The organism is Marinobacter sp. ATCH36, assembly GCF_023555055.1.
Lineage (GTDB): Bacteria > Pseudomonadota > Gammaproteobacteria > Pseudomonadales > Oleiphilaceae > Marinobacter.
The window spans coordinates 208,381-224,142 of record NZ_JAMJPL010000006.1 but is presented as its reverse complement, the minus strand read 5'-3'; the positions used below and the strand labels follow the sequence as shown (position 1 = coordinate 224,142).

Genomic DNA, 15,762 nt, shown 5'->3' with positions numbered 1-15,762 from the left:
ATCCTCTTGGGTTGGTGGTTTTGGTTCGCGCTTAAAACATACCAGATCCAAGAGGATTTTTTTATGCCTGATCAATAATATTAACCAGAAATCAATGAATTATGAGTTTCTGGATGGGCACTAGTTACCACCGAGAGCGAGGTATTGGACGGAGCCCTCGACCTGGGCACCTGCCTGATCGGCTTCCTTGGTTTTGATCTCGGGGCTTGCGAGGATTTATTTAACGAGCCCGCAGCAGACGAAGACGGTGCCGTCTTTATTCCCCTGGTCATCCCGGAAAACGGCCTATACCTCAACTTCATCTCCAACCCAATCAAGGAAATACCAGCAGAGTACTAACCTTCAGGCTCCGCTACTTATGGCCAGCCCTCGGGCTGGCCTTTTTTGTGGCCTGATGGGCCAACAACCGGTTTTCCCCTCGCCTTAATTTCCTGCTAATCTGGTTGCCTGTTGAAACTAACTCCAAAGTCCGGGGCCGAGCGGGGACGGTGTTCCGAAACCGTGCGGAGCCATGGATGGCGGAGCCCGAGCGTACAGGGATGTATTCACAGCGTGTTTCGGAACACCGTCCCCGCTTGGCCGTGCTCAGAGCAAGACAATAAAAACCTATTCGGAGAGACCCATGGAAAACGGCACCCACTACCGTACCTGTCATTTGTGTGAAGCCATGTGCGGCGTGGCGATTGAGGTAAAGGATGGCCATATCGCCTCAATCAAGGGTGATGAGAACGACCCGTTAAGCCTGGGACACATCTGTCCCAAGGCGGTGGCCCTTCAGGACCTCCACGAAGACCCGGAACGCCTGCGCAAGCCGGTACGACGCACAGCCGATGGCTGGCAGGAAATGGAGTGGGATGACGCCTTCGACCTGGTAGCAGACCGCCTGCACAGCGTACGCAAAGAACACGGCCGCAACAGCATCGGCGCCTACCTGGGCAATCCCAACGTGCATAACCACGGCACACTGGTGACCACCATGCCATTCCTGCGGGCGCTGGGCACCCAGAACCGCTTCTCGGCCACCTCCAACGACCAGTTGCCCCATATGCTGGCGAGCCTGGAGATGTTCGGTCACCAGATCCTGTTTCCCATCCCCGATATTGACCGCACCGATCTTTTCATCTGCATCGGCGCCAACCCCATGGCTTCCAACGGCAGCCTGATGACGGTGCCGGATTTCCGGGGTCGCCTGAAGGCCCTCAAGGCCCGCGGCGGCAAAATGGTAGTAGTGGATCCCCGCCGCACCGAAACCGGCAAGCTGGCCGACAAATTCCACTTTATCCGCCCGGGCACAGATGCCCTCTTGCTGATGGCGATGGTTCGCACCCTGTTTGAGGAGAACCTCGTTAATCTGGGTCATGCGGAACCCTGGACCAAGGATGTTGACCTGGTGCGGCTGGCATCCCTCGGGTTTACACCGGAAGCGGTGAGTGAGCACACCGGTATGCCGGCCGTGGACATCCGCAACCTGGCCCGCCAGCTTGCCAGCACACAACGAGCCGCTCTCTATACCCGCATGGGCACCAGCACCCAGGCTTTCGGCGGCGTTGCCACCTGGCTTGCCTATGTGCTGAACATTCTGACCGGAAAGCTGGACAGCACCGGGGGCATGATGTTCACCCAACCCGCGATTGATCTGATCGCACTGGGCGGAATGGCCGGCCAGAAGGGCCATTTTGCCAAGCGCTTCAGCCGGGTGAAAAAGTTACCTGAGTTTGGTGGTGAATACCCCTCCAGCACCATTGCCGATGAGATACTGACCCCGGGTAATGGCCAGATCCGTGCCTTCGTGACCGTGGCTGGGAACCCGGTGCTTTCCAGCCCCAACGGTGGCCGTCTCGATAAGGCCTTCGGCGGCCTGGAATTCATGGTATCGGTGGATTATTACCTCAACGAAACCACTCGCCATGCCGACGTCATACTGCCACCAACAGCAGGTCTGGAGCGCAGCCACTACGACCTGATTTTCAGCATGTTTGCGGTGCGTAACACCGCCAAGTACAGCCCTGCGCTGTTTGATGCCGGCAAGGACACCCGCCACGACTGGCAGATCCTCCTCGAGCTGGCCCATCGTCTCGAGAAAAAACGCAAAGGTGGCAGGCTGCCGGTAAGAGCAGAAATGGGCTGGCGCGCTTTCAAGCAGATCGGGCCGGATCCGATTCTCGACGTGATGTTGCGGGCGGGGCCCTATGGTGCTGACATTGGTCGTGCCCGTGGGTTGGTTCAGCCAGCCGTTGATCTGGTCATGGACATACTCCCCGAGCGCCATCCATTGCGCGGCCTTGCTAAGCTCAGCCCGCTGAACCGGCACTGGCAGGATCTGCCCAAGGGGCTTTCCATCAGTGCCCTGAAACAACTGCCCAACGGAGTGGACCTGGGGCCGCTTCGCCCCTGCATGCCTGGCCGACTGTTCACCCGGGACAGCAAGGTAAACCTCGCCCCACGCCGCTACCTGCAGGATCTGGAGCGACTGCACTCCCTGCTATCAGCTCCGCCCACCGACGGTTTGCTGCTGATCGGGCGACGGCACGTTCGCAGCAATAATTCCTGGATGCACAACAGCCAGCGGTTGGTAAAAGGCAAAGAGCGCTGTACCCTGATGATGCATCCTCAGGATGCGGCCCGTTGCGGACTTCAGGCAGGTGATTCGGCCGAAGTCGCCTCTTCCGCAGGCAAGATAGTATTACCTGTGGAAATTACCGACGACATCATGGCGGGTGTGGTCTCGGTGCCCCATGGCTGGGGCCATCATCGTGAGGGTACCCGGCAGTCAGTCGCCGTTGCTCATGCCGGGGCAAGCATTAATGATGTTATCAGCGACCAGGAAACAGATCCGCTGGTTGGTACATCCGTACTTAACGGACAGGTGGTCAATGTGAAAGTCTGGCGCGCCGAGCCCACTCGCAAAATGGCCTGAACCTCTGAACGGAGAATTTTATGCCCCAGTGGCTTCAATGGACACTGATTATTGCCGGCCTGCTGGCTATCGCTTTACTGGTGGCGTTTATTATTCGCCAGTCCCGCACCCTGCAGGACGACAGAAAACGACAGGCCAAATCCGAGGCATTCCAGAAGGAGCGCCGGGAAAGCATGGTGGAAAGTATTCGGGTTTTGGCGATGGCCGTGGAAGAAGACCAGATGGAATACTCCGAGGCCTGCCTGCGTATCAAGGGCCTGCTGGATCACGTCGCCCCGGAATTGCTGGAGACGTCGCCTTTCCGGGTCTTCCAGGAAGTGCATGACCTGATTCAGCACATGCCCACCCACCGGACACGCCAGGAAACCGAAAACCGATTCGTGGAGAAGATGGACCGGGAAAGACTGGCTGTTGAGGAAGAGCACGCCGACGCGATTCGGCGTGCGGCAACGGCCATTCGCCACCATCGCTTCTAGGGCTGGACCAGTTTCTGGCTGGTCATCTGGCAGGTCTTCAACCATTTTTGTAATGTTTTGTAATTGCTCCTGAAGCCAGGAAATATGATTAGCTTTACAAATCAATCTCTTCAGACGTTACCGATATATGACACGGCGCTCGTTCAGAAAACCCCAGCCTGGCCGGCTTTTATTTCCCTCCGGATTGGCTAAGTTTAATTCAGAACGTTGCCATTACTGACCCAGCAACGGCTCTGATTGTTTTCTCCTGAACACGTTTGGTTTGATCTGCAACAAGCGGGTGAGCTTGCCGGCCTTCGGGCCGGCTTTTTTGCGGTTACTGGCTCATCATGCCCGCCATGGCCATGATGCTGTCCCTGTTTTCGACGAGTTCGTCGAACTGTTCTTCAACTTTCTGTGGGTCCAGCCCCAGGGACTCGTAAAATTCCACGCTCACTTCTTCCCCAGCCCCAAGAGCCACACCGCGCAGGGTCAACAATTGCCGGCCCAGCCATAGCAGCTTTCCGTAAACTGCGTGAGGGCCGTCATAGCCAGGATTCTTCTGGTTACGAATGGACAGGCAGACTTCGTCTGGCATTCCCCAGTTCTGCATCAACTCCGCCGCGATCTGCTCGCGGGTGACACCCAGCAGATAATGCTCGATCAGTGAGGAGTCCATATGAGGATTGGCTTCCAGGGCCCGGCAGACCAGCTTGAAGTGAGGCGGGAAGACCTGAGCCAGAACCAGGTAGCCGAAGTTATGCAATAGCCCTGACAGGTATGCCAGGCCGAAAATCGGGCGTTTACCGCGGGGCATCATGCTGGCCAGGATACCGGCCGACTGGGCCTGCCAGATAGCCTGCTGCCAGTAGTCGACGTAGCCTTCGGGATGGTCCTGGGGCTGCTTCAGGGCGCGCCCCAGCGACAACCCCATAGCCAGGTTCATGACCAGGTCAAACCCCAGAATCCGCGACACCGCGTCATGCACCGAGCGTACCTGCCCAGCCGCGGCATAGAACGATGACGACGCCCAGCTGACCACCTGGGCGGCCAGGCTGGGGTCACTTTCCACAACGTCCACCAGATCACCCATGACGGCATTAGGGTTCACCCGCAGATGAATGATGCGCTGCGCGGTTTCTGGCAGCGGCGGCAATTCGAGAGTGTCCTCAAGGCGCTGCTGGATACGCAGAGTGGTGAATCGCCGTATGGCCGAATGCAACTGATCCCGGTCCTGTTCAGGGCTGCTCAGGTTGACAGCTATGGTGTCTCGCGGAACCGAAAATGCCCGTCTCTCAGCGGCAGCGGTAATCGCCCTGAACTCATCACCGGGCATCACCATGCACAGGTTCTGGTCACCGAGAACCATGGCAACAGAGGCCAGCTCATCCACCCGGGTATCAACCACAGAAGGCCATCCGGTCAGGGAAGGCAGCGCTGGCAGTTCGGCGAGGCCGGAGCGCTCCCGTACACGAACCTGCTCCCGCCGTTTCAGTACCCGCAGGTCACGACCGAGCTCTTTATTCAGGGCATTGATATCAAGCAGATCCCCCTGCCGACAGATGGCCTGGAGATTTCCCTGGTCGTCGCTGAGCAACACCATACGCAACAATTCGTTATCCCTGGCCTGACTTACATCACGCAGGGAAACACCGGCTGCCGAGTCACCCAGTGCCTGCCGGACTGCGACAGGTAGCTCCATAAGTCTCTCCCAAAATGTTGACGGTACCGCGTCGGGCACACTGGTTATCGTCCAGTATAGGGTACAAACAACAACCCGACTTTGACTTCAGCCTAGTTTCTGCAAGTTTTTGGCGCGAACCAGCGCAGCGGTTATACGTCGCCGTAGCGAATTCGCTCACCAAGCCAGCGGCGGATAAGGCCATGCACCAGGGCAGGCTGCTTCATCAGCCCCGGTGCCATTTCACGCACTGGCTCAATCCAGCCTTTGTCCCGCTCGAAATCCGCCAGGCGAAACTGCATCATGCCGGTCTGACGGGTGCCCAGAACCTCGCCGGGGCCCCGAATCTCTAGGTCTTTCTCGGCGATTACAAAGCCATTCTGACTATCTCGCAACGCCTGCAGCCGCGCCTTGCCATTGAGCGACAGGGGCGGGTGGTACATCAGCACACAAAAACTGGCCTCTTCGCCGCGGCCTACCCGACCCCGAAGCTGGTGCAATTGAGCAAGGCCAAGACGCTCCGGGTTCTCGATAATAATCAACGAGGCGTTGGGTACATCAACGCCCACTTCGATCACCGTGGTGGCCACCAGCAGGTCCAGCTCACCGTTCTTGAACTGCTCCATCACGGACGCCTTTTCCGCAGCCTTCAGACGGCCATGCACAAGCCCGACCTTCAGGTCCGGCAGACGCTCAGCCAGTTCCTGGGCCGTCACCTCTGCGGCCTGGCACTGTAACGCCTCGGACTCCTCTATCAGCGTACACACCCAGTACGCCTGACGGCCTTCCTTGCAGGCTTTCCGTACCCGATCGGTCACATCATCACGGCGACTGTCGGGAATGGCTATGGTTTCAATGGGTTTGCGGCCAGGGGGTAATTCGTCAATCACCGAGGTGTCCAGATCCGCATAGGCACTCATGGCCAGAGTGCGGGGGATCGGGGTCGCTGTCATGATCAGCTGGTGTGGTGCCATGGTGCCACCAACGCCTTTCTCACGCAGAGCCAGGCGCTGATGTACCCCAAAACGGTGCTGCTCATCCACAATCACCAGCGCCAACCGGCTGAAGGCAACGTCTTCCTGGAACAGAGCGTGGGTGCCAATAACCACCGAAGCATTGCCACTGTCGATGTCCTCCAGTGCCTCCTTACGCGCCCTGCCCTTGATCTTCCCGGACAGCCACGCCACGCGGATACCCAGAGGTTCCAGCCAGCCTCGAAAGTTCTGGTAATGCTGTTCAGCCAGTATTTCTGTAGGCGCCATCAGAGCGACCTGGGCGCCGGCACCAATTGTCTGCAGCGCAGCCAGTGCGGCTACCACGGTTTTACCGGACCCGACATCCCCCTGAACCAGTCGCAACATGGGAACCGGCTGGCTCAGATCCTGACGGATCTCACTCATCACCTGGCGCTGGGCACCGGTGAGGCTGAAGGGAAGCAGGTCAAGAAAACGCTCTGGCAGATCACCCGTTGGGAGCAGTGGCAGGGCTTCCCTGGCCTGAACTTGCTGGCGAACCTGCAACAGGCTGAGCTGATGGGCGAGCAACTCCTCCATCACCAGTCGCTGCTGGGCCGGATGTCGCCCCTCCACCAGCAAATGCACCGGCGCACTGGCCGGCGGAGAATGCACCAACCCTACCGCCTCGGTGATGCCGGGCAACTGATAGCTTGCCAGCAATTCCGCCGGAAGCCATTCGCGGATCGGGTAGCGTTTGAGGTAGCCCAATGCCTGTTGGCACAGGCTGCGCACCCGCGGCTGCTGGATGCCTTCGGTGAGGGGATAAACCGGCGTCAGCGTCGCTTCACCGGGGGCAGGCATAGGCGGGGGATTGACCTGATATTCCGGGTGATAGAATTCGTAACCCGCACGGCCAGGCCTTACCTCGCCGAAGCACCGGACCCGCGCGCCCTCCGTTAACTGGTTCTTCTGGGCAGCATTGAAGTGGAAGAACCGCATGACCAGAAAACCACTGCTATCTTTCAGAGTTACCTGCAGACTGCGTCGCCGCCCCATTACCAGGTCGGCCTTCATCACTTCACCTTCCACCACCCCCACGTCGCCGATGCGCAGGTTACCCATGGGAATAATCCGGGTGCGATCCTCATATCGGTGTGGCAGATGAAACAGCAAGTCCTGAAGCGACTGGATACCCAGCTTCGCAAGCTTTTCTGCCAAGGCACCACCGACGCCTTTCAGTGTGGTGACCGGGATGTCTTCCAGTGACGTCATATCCTGGCTCAGGCGGTTGCGGCAGCGGCCGGGGTTTCAATCTTCGCTTTTTCGATGACCCGGCACTGGCTGGCTGCCAACGACAACACGTCAATCGCCTTGGGACGCGGAAAGGTTACCCGCCAGGCCAGCGCTACCGTTCGGAAGGGTACCGGTGCCGTAAAAGGCCGAACCGCCAGAATACTCTCGTCGTATTGCATGGCGGTTGCAGCGGAAAGCGGCAGTACCGTGATACCCAGACCAGAAGCCACCATATGGCGAATGGTTTCCAGGGAACTGCCCTCGGTAACCAGTGACGGAGCCTTGGCGTTGGGGTTGCGGGTAACCGCATCCACCAGTGGCGGGCAAGACTCCAAAACCTGGTCACGGAAGCAGTGGCCGGGACCGAGCAGAAGCAACTGTTCCTGGGCCAGTTCCTCGGCCGTCAGGCTTTCCCGCTTGGTCAGGTGATGGTCTCCGGGCAGAAGGACCACAAAGGGCTCGTCGTAGAGCGGAAGCGTCACCACTTCCGGCTCCTCGAAAGGCAGGGCGATGATAATCGCATCCAGATCTGACTGGCGCAGTTTCTGGCGTAGGGTAGCCGTGTAGTTTTCCTCAATGTAAAGAGGCATGTCCGGTGCAGCACGGCGCAGTTCAGGCAACAAATGCGGAAACAGGTAGGGCCCGATGGTGTAAATGGCCCCGACTTTCAACGGTGCATTGAGCTGGTTCTTGCCATCCTGCGCCATGTCGCGGATAACACCCACCTGGTCCAGCACCCGCTGCGACTGCTCAATAATCCGCTTGCCGGTTTCGGTGACACGAATGCTGCTCTTGCTGCGTTCAAACAGGGGAATACCCAGTTCGTCTTCCAGCTTCTTGACCGCCACACTCAGGGTAGGCTGGCTGACGTGACAACGCTCGGCGGCGCGGCCAAAATGCCTTTCCCGTGCGAGGGTAACAACGTATCTTAACTCGGTGAGAGTCATGGTGGGCTCCGGTCAGATGTCATCCAGCTCATGGCGCCATGAAGCGCCCTGTTAATTTATTAGACAAAGCATAAGGATTGATATTGCCTATGGCAATCACCGAACACAAGCAAACACCACGCATACTGGTCGCCGGATGCGGCAAACTCGGTGGCGCTGTTGCAGAATCGCTGTCCCGGCAGGCAGAGGTATTCGGTTTACGTCGCAATCCCGCCCGGATTCCGCAAGGGGTTCATGCCCTGGGTGGCGACCTGCTGGACCCGGCACAGGTTCAGTCGGTGCTACCAGATAATCTTGATGTCGTGATCTATTGCCTGACGCCCTCCAGTTACGACGAAGAGGGCTATCGTAATGCCTACGTCCGCGGCCTTGAGAATCTGATGACCGCCCTCGGCACGCAATCATTGAATCGCCTGTTTTTTATCAGCAGCAGCAGTGTGTATTCCCAGAATGACGACTCCTGGGTTGACGAAACCAGCCCGACCGAACCTGCCCGCTTCAGTGGCCAGATGGTCCTCGAAGGCGAGCGCACCGCTCTGGACAGTGGCAATCCCGCCACTACTATACGTTTCAGCGGCATTTACGGGCCTACGCGCCAGCAATTTCTGGAAGCGGTCATAAACGGCCGTATGGATCCTGTATCCCCTGCCCCGTTCAGCAACCGGATTCACGAAGCTGACGCCGTAGCAGCGGTTTGTCACCTGGTGAACCGGTCGCTGGAAGGACAACCCATGGATCAGTGCTACCTTGCCAGCGACTGCGAACCCGTCAGGCTGGATGAAGTCGTAGCCTGGGTGCGGGAGCAGATTCCCTGTGCGGCTCCCGGGCCGGATGCCCGCAAGGGTGGCCGCGCAGGGAGCAAACGCTGCAGCAACAAACGATTGCTGGAATCCGGGTTCCGTTATCGTTATCCGGATTTTCGGGCAGGTTACCGGGAACTGATCGACCGGCAGAAATGAAAAAGGCGGCCTGCAGCAGGCCGCCTCACCGATTCGCGGGTACTGAGATCAGCTCAGCACCATCACCGCTTCCATTTCCACAGGAACTCCCTTAGGCAGGGCCGCCACGCCTACAGCGGCACGCGCCGGATAGGGCTCCTGGAAATAGGTAGCCATGATCTCGTTTACCGTGGCGAAGTTGCTCAGGTCCGTCATGTAAATGTTGACCTTGACGATGTCCTTGAGCTCACCGCCGGCGGCTTCGCAAACGGCCTTCAGGTTTTCGAAGACCTGCCGGGTCTTGGCGGCGAAGTCGCCCGCCACTACCTCCATGGTCTCCGGCACCAGCGGAATCTGTCCGGAAATGTAAACCGTATCACCGGCTTTGACAGCCTGGGAGTAGGTACCGATGGCCTGGGGCGCATTTTCGGTCTGGATTATGGATTTGTTGGTCATGAGCTTGGGGCCCTCTATTGCAAAACGCCAATCGTCGCCCTTGGGCGACCAGCCTGTCAACACGCTGAAAGTCGCGCCCCGGGCCTTTTAACCCGACAGCTGCTTCAGTGCCTTACCCGATTTATATGGGTAACAGCGCGAATATTCCTGATCCGCCGCATTAACCTGGCAAGGTGCCGGCGTCCATTTACGTGCACCACCAGGCTGACAATACCCAGCCTGGCATTCTGCTCTTCCACATTGATGCGCTCAATATTGCCGTCCGCCATGGCTACGGCGTTGGCCAGCTCCGCGATGACCCCGCGCTGGCGCTCCAGCTCTACCCTAAGCTCAACGGAAAACTCGTTGGCAATGTCCTTCGCCCACTTCAGATGGGTAAGGCGCGCCCGGCCCTCATTATCCTCCGGTAAACGGGAGCAGGTATCGGAATGGATGACCATGCCGTTTCCGGAATCCATGATTCCCACTACCGGATCGCCGGGAATTGGTTTGCAGCAACTGGCAAAGCGAACCAGCAGGCCTTCAGTACCGCGGATGGTGACAGGACTGTTGTCAGCCTTGCCCATGTCAGGCGATGAGGCGTCATTCGGAGCTTCACCTTCGGCGCTACCACTGACCAGTTGCCGCGCAACCAGGTAGGCCATACGATTGCCCAGGCCGATGTCGCTGACCAGATCCTCGAAGCTGTTTACCTGGTTGTGGCTGACCACTGCCTGGATCTGCTGTTCGCTGATCTTGGACAGACTGGTTCCGAAGCCTTTGAGAGACTTCTTGAGCAAGGTTTTACCCAGATCCAGAGACTCCGCCCGCTTCTGGTTTTTGAGTACATGGCGAATACTGCTGCGGGCCTTACCGGTGACCACAAAGCTGAGCCAGGCAGGATTGGGCCGCGCTCCCGGCGCCGTAATGATCTCGACGGTCTGCCCGCTTTGCAGTGGCTGGCTCAAAGAGCCAAGGTTGCGGTTGATCCGGCAGGCTACGCAGGCGTTACCAATGTCGGTATGAATGGCATAAGCGAAGTCCACCGGCGTGGCCCCGCTGGGCAACTCCATGATTTTGCCCTTGGGTGTGAACACATAGATCTCATCCGGGAAAAGATCCACCTTCACGTGCTCAATGAACTCCAGTGAGTCGTCTGCACGCTCCCGCATTTCCATCAGGCCCTGAACCCATCGGTCTACCCGTGACTGGTTCACACTCAGCCCGTTGGAAGACTCGTTTTTATACATCCAGTGGGCCGCAATACCATTATTGGCAATGTGCTCCATCTCCTCGGTGCGGATCTGGATTTCAATATTCACGTGCATACCAAAGAGGGTGGTGTGCAAAGACTGGTAGCCATTGGCCTTGGGCATGGCTATATAGTCCTTGAAACGGCCCGGCAGCGGCTTGTAGAGGCTGTGCACGGCACCAAGGATGCGGTAGCAGTCGTCCTCGGTGTCGGTAATGATTCGGAAGGCGTACACATCCATTATTTCATGGAAGGATTTCTGCTTGAACTTCATCTTGTTGTAGATGCTGTTCAGGTGTTTTTCCCGGCCCAGAATCCGCCCCGGCAAGCTACGCTCTTCCAGCTTCTCCTGTAACTTGCCCCGGATGTCGTCAATAATTTCCCGGTGGCTTCCCCGCAGTTTCGCCACGGCCTTGGATATGTACTTCGAGCGCATCGGGTACAACGACGAAAAACCCAGATCTTCCAGCTCGGTACAGATGGAGTGCATGCCCAGGCGGTTGGCAATGGGTGCGTAGATATCGAGGGTTTCGTTGGCAATGCGCTGACGTTTTTCGTAGGGCATGGGGCCCAGTGTGCGCATGTTGTGCAGGCGGTCCGCCAGCTTGACCAGTATCACCCGGATATCCCGCGCCATCGCCAGAGTCATTTTCTGGAAGTTCTCGGCCTGGGCTTCGGCCCGTGAGCGGAATTCGATCTGGGTCAGTTTACTGACACCGTCCACCAGTTCGGCCACATCTTCACCAAACTGCTCCGCCAGCGCGTCCTTGGGAATACCGGTGTCTTCGATGACATCATGGAGCATGGCCGCCATCAGGCTCTGGTGGTCCAGCCTCAGGCCAGCGAGGATATGAGCAACCGCCAGGGGATGGGTAATGTAACGGTCACCACTTTTGCGCATCTGCCCTTCATGGGCCTGTTCGGCATAATAGTAGGCTCGTCGCACCTGATTGATGCGATTGGTATCAAGATAGGTGCTGAGCTCACTGGCCAGCACATCAACCGTTGCCTCTGCCGACACCGCGCCTCCGTGGGGATACTGATTTTCAGGGATAAAAAAACCCGAATGCATGCATTCGGGTCCTTCCGAGGGTCTTCCGGTAATGCTTATAGATACACTATAAAACCGAAAGACCAGATTTCAATGCTTTCGACGGGTTAACAGAAAATATTCCCGTTTCGCACCTTACTCGTCGTCATCCTCGGTGAGGAGATCACGAGAGATCTTGCCTTCGGCGATTTCGCGCAGGGCAATAACGGTTGGCTTATCGTTCTCTTCGGCAACCAGAGGCTCAAAGCCCTTGGTCGCGATCTGGCGGGCGCGCTTGGTGGCCAGCATAACCAGTTGGAACCGGTTATCAACGTGTTCAAGGCAATCTTCAACGGTAACTCGTGCCATAACTTCCCCGACAATAGCAAAAATGACTGATTTGAGCAGACCGAGTAGTTTAGTCTGACTGGTTCAATTTGTATACAGGTAAAGCACCGGATCAACCGGCTGACAGTCTCGTCAGTAAACCGGAGTGCCTGACCTGCTGGACCTGCATTCGCAACCGCTGGCTCCGGACGATCGACAACAAATCCTCGAGAGCGATATCGAAGTTGTCGTTAACCACCAGAAAATCAAACTCCAGGGCATGACTGCATTCATCGGATGCCTCTTTCAGGCGCCGCTCAACCACTTCAGGTGCATCAGTACCGCGGCCTGTGAGCCGCTCTTCCAGCGCCTCCGGCGATGGCGGCACGATGAAAATACTTACGCACCCCGGCATCAGCCTGCGAATTTGCTCGGCCCCCTGCCAGTCGATTTCGAGAATCACATCCTGCCCTCTGGCGAGGGTCTGTTTCACCCAGACCTGGGATGTGCCGTAGTAATTCCCGAAAACATCGGCGTGCTCCAGAAACTCGCCACGAGTGATCATCGCCTCAAAATCATCACGGCTGACAAAATGGTAGTTGACGCCGTTCTGCTCTCCATCACGCATGGGGCGGGTTGTATGAGACACGGAAACGCCAAGTTTGCCATCCTGCTCCAACATTCCCGCCACCAGGCTGGTTTTGCCGGCGCCCGACGGGGCGGAAATTACATACAGCGTGCCTTGTTCTGATTCCTGGCTCATGGCGCAGACAACTCCGGAGCTTGACTGGTATTTGAGCTGGCGCGGGACCACGCAACCAACACAATAAAAATGGAGGCGGAATTATACGGCGTTTGCGCAGCCCCTGCACCCAACTCACGTTACTCTATGTTCTGCACCTGCTCCCGCATCTGCTCGATGAGCACCTTCAGATCAACGGCAGCCCTGGTCACCCGGGCATCGATACTTTTGCTGCTGAGGGTGTTGGCCTCGCGATTGAGTTCCTGCATCAGGAAATCCAGCCGACGCCCGATGGCGTCATCACCCTGGAGGGTTTCTGACACTTCGGTGATATGGGCGTCCAGACGGTCCAACTCTTCGGCGACGTCACTTTTCTGGGCCAGCATCACCATTTCCTGGGCAATGCGGTCCGGATCAATCTCGACCTTTGCCTGCTCGAAGCGGCTTTTCAGGTGCTCTTCCTGGGCGCGAATCAATTCGGGCATGAGCTCTCGCACCTCAGAAACAAGGTTGTCCATTGTGGCCAGCCTGTCTTCAAAAAGTGGGCGTAAGCGTTCTCCTTCCCGTTCCCTCACCGTCACCAGCTCGCTCACCGTGCGCTCAAAAAGCTCCCCTGCCGCCTTGCGGGCCGGACCGTAATCCTGCTCGGCGGAGGCCAGCACGCCCGGCCACCTGAGAATGTCCAGGGCACTGATGTGAGCCGGATTATCCAGCATCTTGTTGATGTAATTAGCCGCCTCATTCACGGCATGGGCCACATCCTCGTCGATCTCAAACCCTTGAGCGGTGGCTTCAGTGGTCTGCAGGCGCATGGCCACATCCACCTTACCTCGCCGCAGTTGTTTACGCAGTTGTTCGCGAAAGCTGTTCTCCAGTTCGCGGAGTGCTTCTGGCAATCGAAAAGACGGTTCCAGATAACGGTGGTTGACCGTACGAATCTCACAGGTCAGCGTTCCCCAATCTTCCTGGGTATCCTGGCGGGCAAAGGCCGTCATACTTCTGATCATGGTGACTCCACGTTTGGAAAGAAGCCGAGCTATCAGTCTAGCAGGGTGACTGCCCGAACATCGAACAGACGACCCTGGCTGCGTGTTATACTCCGCAATCTTTCGATATTGCAATCGACCGGGGCTAAAGTCCCGGACACTCACTACAGATACCAGGAATGACTATGAGACCGAGCGGAAGAACGCCGGAACAATCCCGAGATATTCGCATCACACGCCACTATACCCGCCACGCCGAAGGTTCCGTGCTGGTGGAGTTTGGCGACACCAAGGTGATCTGCACCGCCTCTATTGAGAACAAGGTTCCACCGTTTCTGCGCGGCGAAGGCAAAGGCTGGATTACTGCGGAATATGGCATGCTTCCACGCTCCACCGGCAGTCGCATGGGCCGTGAAGCCGCCCGGGGCAAACAGGGTGGCCGCACCGTGGAAATCCAGCGCCTGATTGGCCGCTCCCTGCGCGCCGCCGTCGATCTGAGCGCACTGGGTGAGCACTCGATCACTATCGACTGCGATGTCATCCAGGCGGACGGTGGCACCCGCACCGCGGCCATTACCGGTGGCTGTGTGGCATTGGTTGATGCGCTGAATCATCTGGTGAAAGAAGGCCGGCTGAAGGAATCGCCGCTGAAACAGATGGTGGCTGCATTTTCTGTCGGTGTTTACAAGGGCACGCCGGTGCTGGACCTGGATTACCCGGAGGACTCCGAAGCCGAAACGGACATGAATGTGATCATGACCGACAAGGGTGGCTTTATCGAGATTCAGGGAACCGCCGAAGGCGCGCCGTTTGAGCAGGAAGAACTGGACGGTATGCTAAAGCTGGCCAAGCTGGGGATTTCGCAGTTGTTTGAGGCTCAGAAGGCGGCTTTAGCTTAGTAGCCGTTAGCTTCAAGGTCTGGGCGGGCTTGGGAAGATGGGCCTTCCCGGACCATCTTCCCGAGACCGCTAACTCCATAATTTACAAACCAATTTCGATATCGTAATCCATAATCACCGGCGCGTGATCGGAAAAACGGGTGCTGTCATCGATCCAGCCATCGCGGATGGTCTTGCGGATACCCGGTGTCAGTAACTGGTAGTCGACCCGAATACCCGCATTCTTGCGTGAGCCCTCGGCCTGCTCTGGCCACCAGGTAAACTGGTTACTCTGCTTGTTGATATCCCGAAACGCATCAACACACCCCATTTCATCAAACAGGCGGTCTAACCATGCCCTTTCATGGGGCAGAAAACCGGAGAAGTCCAGTTTGTGATAGAGCGGGCTGGCATCGGTTACGTGGTGGGCTGTCTGCAGGTTGGCGCAGAAGATGAACTGGCGGCGTTTGCGCAGGGTTTTCTGCATGTGGAGGCCAAAGGCATCCATGAAGTCGTCCTTGTGATCAAGAACCGTCAGGTCGTCTTCACCAATAAGTTCTTCTTCACGGCCAAGAGCGCAGGGTGAAAGAACGCAGGCAACGGACACCTTGTCAAAGTCTGCCTGGATAAACCGGCCCTCGCGGTCCGCCTGCTCATTGGCGAAACCGTACATGATGGCTTTGGGGAAATGCCGGGTATAGATACCCACGCCGCCGTCCTCATTGTGTTCGCCATCAATGAAATAGCCTTCGTAGCCCTCCGGGATCAGGTTGTAATCCTCGATCTCATAGGCCCGCATGCGGTGGTCCTGAACGCAGACCACGTCAGCATCTTGCCTGGCCAGCCATTCAAAGAAACCTTTTTCAACTGCCTGAGCGAGGCCGTTGACGCTGATTGTTACTACCCGCATACGTGTTCCCTGATT

The 15,762-nt window shown here is 57.5% G+C and carries 14 protein-coding genes; 5 read left to right on the top strand and 9 right to left on the bottom strand.

Going from position 1 to position 15,762, the window contains the following annotated elements; translation table 11 throughout:
- Positions 1-144 precede the first annotated feature (144 nt).
- The 3 genes from M8010_RS16985 (at position 145) to M8010_RS16975 (ending at position 3,393) form a co-directional block, all read left to right on the top strand.
- Positions 145-339, top strand: a complete 195-nt coding sequence (locus M8010_RS16985) for a hypothetical protein (RefSeq protein ID WP_250093898.1) — start codon at positions 145-147, stop codon at positions 337-339.
- 283 nt (positions 340-622) lie between these two features.
- Complete coding sequence (locus tag M8010_RS16980; RefSeq protein WP_250093897.1) at positions 623-2,917, top strand: molybdopterin-dependent oxidoreductase; 2,295 nt, start codon at positions 623-625, stop codon at positions 2,915-2,917.
- A gap of 20 nt (positions 2,918-2,937) precedes the next feature.
- Positions 2,938-3,393, top strand: coding sequence for a DUF2489 domain-containing protein (locus M8010_RS16975; RefSeq protein ID WP_250093895.1), 456 nt, complete (start codon positions 2,938-2,940; stop codon positions 3,391-3,393).
- A gap of 316 nt (positions 3,394-3,709) precedes the next feature.
- Here the strand turns inward: M8010_RS16975 and M8010_RS16970 are convergent, their stop codons facing one another.
- The 3 genes from M8010_RS16970 to M8010_RS16960 all read right to left on the bottom strand — a co-directional run bounded on the left by M8010_RS16970 (position 3,710) and on the right by M8010_RS16960 (position 8,249).
- A complete protein-coding gene (locus M8010_RS16970; protein ID WP_250093893.1) occupies positions 3,710-5,074 on the bottom strand; it encodes an HDOD domain-containing protein in 1,365 nt (454 codons plus the stop codon).
- 131 nt (positions 5,075-5,205) lie between these two features.
- Positions 5,206-7,281, bottom strand: a complete 2,076-nt coding sequence (gene recG, locus M8010_RS16965) for an ATP-dependent DNA helicase RecG (RefSeq protein ID WP_250093892.1) — start codon at positions 7,279-7,281, stop codon at positions 5,206-5,208.
- 8 nt (positions 7,282-7,289) lie between these two features.
- Complete coding sequence (locus M8010_RS16960) at positions 7,290-8,249, bottom strand: hydrogen peroxide-inducible genes activator (protein WP_250093890.1); 960 nt, start codon at positions 8,247-8,249, stop codon at positions 7,290-7,292.
- Between the two features lie 89 nt (positions 8,250-8,338).
- Here M8010_RS16960 and M8010_RS16955 point away from each other — a divergent pair, with 89 nt between their 5' ends.
- Complete coding sequence (locus M8010_RS16955) at positions 8,339-9,208, top strand: NAD-dependent epimerase/dehydratase family protein (protein ID WP_250093889.1); 870 nt, start codon at positions 8,339-8,341, stop codon at positions 9,206-9,208.
- Positions 9,209-9,256: 48 nt separating this feature from the next.
- Here the strand turns inward: M8010_RS16955 and ridA are convergent, their stop codons facing one another.
- The 5 genes from ridA to M8010_RS16930 form a co-directional block, all read right to left on the bottom strand.
- On the bottom strand, positions 9,257-9,643 hold the full coding sequence (gene ridA, locus M8010_RS16950) for a deaminase RidA (protein ID WP_250093888.1): 387 nt from the start codon (positions 9,641-9,643) through the stop codon (positions 9,257-9,259).
- 104 nt (positions 9,644-9,747) lie between these two features.
- Positions 9,748-11,895, bottom strand: a complete 2,148-nt coding sequence (locus M8010_RS16945) for a RelA/SpoT family protein (protein WP_250093909.1) — start codon at positions 11,893-11,895, stop codon at positions 9,748-9,750.
- Between the two features lie 165 nt (positions 11,896-12,060).
- A complete protein-coding gene (gene rpoZ / locus M8010_RS16940; RefSeq protein ID WP_036203173.1) occupies positions 12,061-12,273 on the bottom strand; it encodes a DNA-directed RNA polymerase subunit omega in 213 nt (70 codons plus the stop codon).
- A 91-nt stretch (positions 12,274-12,364) separates the two neighbouring features.
- A complete protein-coding gene (gene gmk, locus M8010_RS16935) occupies positions 12,365-12,994 on the bottom strand; it encodes a guanylate kinase (protein ID WP_250093887.1) in 630 nt (209 codons plus the stop codon).
- 119 nt (positions 12,995-13,113) lie between these two features.
- On the bottom strand, positions 13,114-13,980 hold the full coding sequence (locus M8010_RS16930; protein WP_250093885.1) for a YicC/YloC family endoribonuclease: 867 nt from the start codon (positions 13,978-13,980) through the stop codon (positions 13,114-13,116).
- A 164-nt stretch (positions 13,981-14,144) separates the two neighbouring features.
- Between M8010_RS16930 and rph the strand changes: the two genes are divergently transcribed.
- Positions 14,145-14,858, top strand: a complete 714-nt coding sequence (rph, locus tag M8010_RS16925) for a ribonuclease PH (protein WP_250093884.1) — start codon at positions 14,145-14,147, stop codon at positions 14,856-14,858.
- A gap of 82 nt (positions 14,859-14,940) precedes the next feature.
- Here rph and M8010_RS16920 read toward each other — a convergent pair whose 3' ends face one another.
- The gene (locus M8010_RS16920; protein WP_250093883.1) at positions 14,941-15,747 is read right to left on the bottom strand and encodes an exodeoxyribonuclease III; all 807 of its coding nucleotides are present in this window, start codon (positions 15,745-15,747) and stop codon (positions 14,941-14,943) included.
- Between the last annotated feature and the right edge of the window lie 15 nt (positions 15,748-15,762).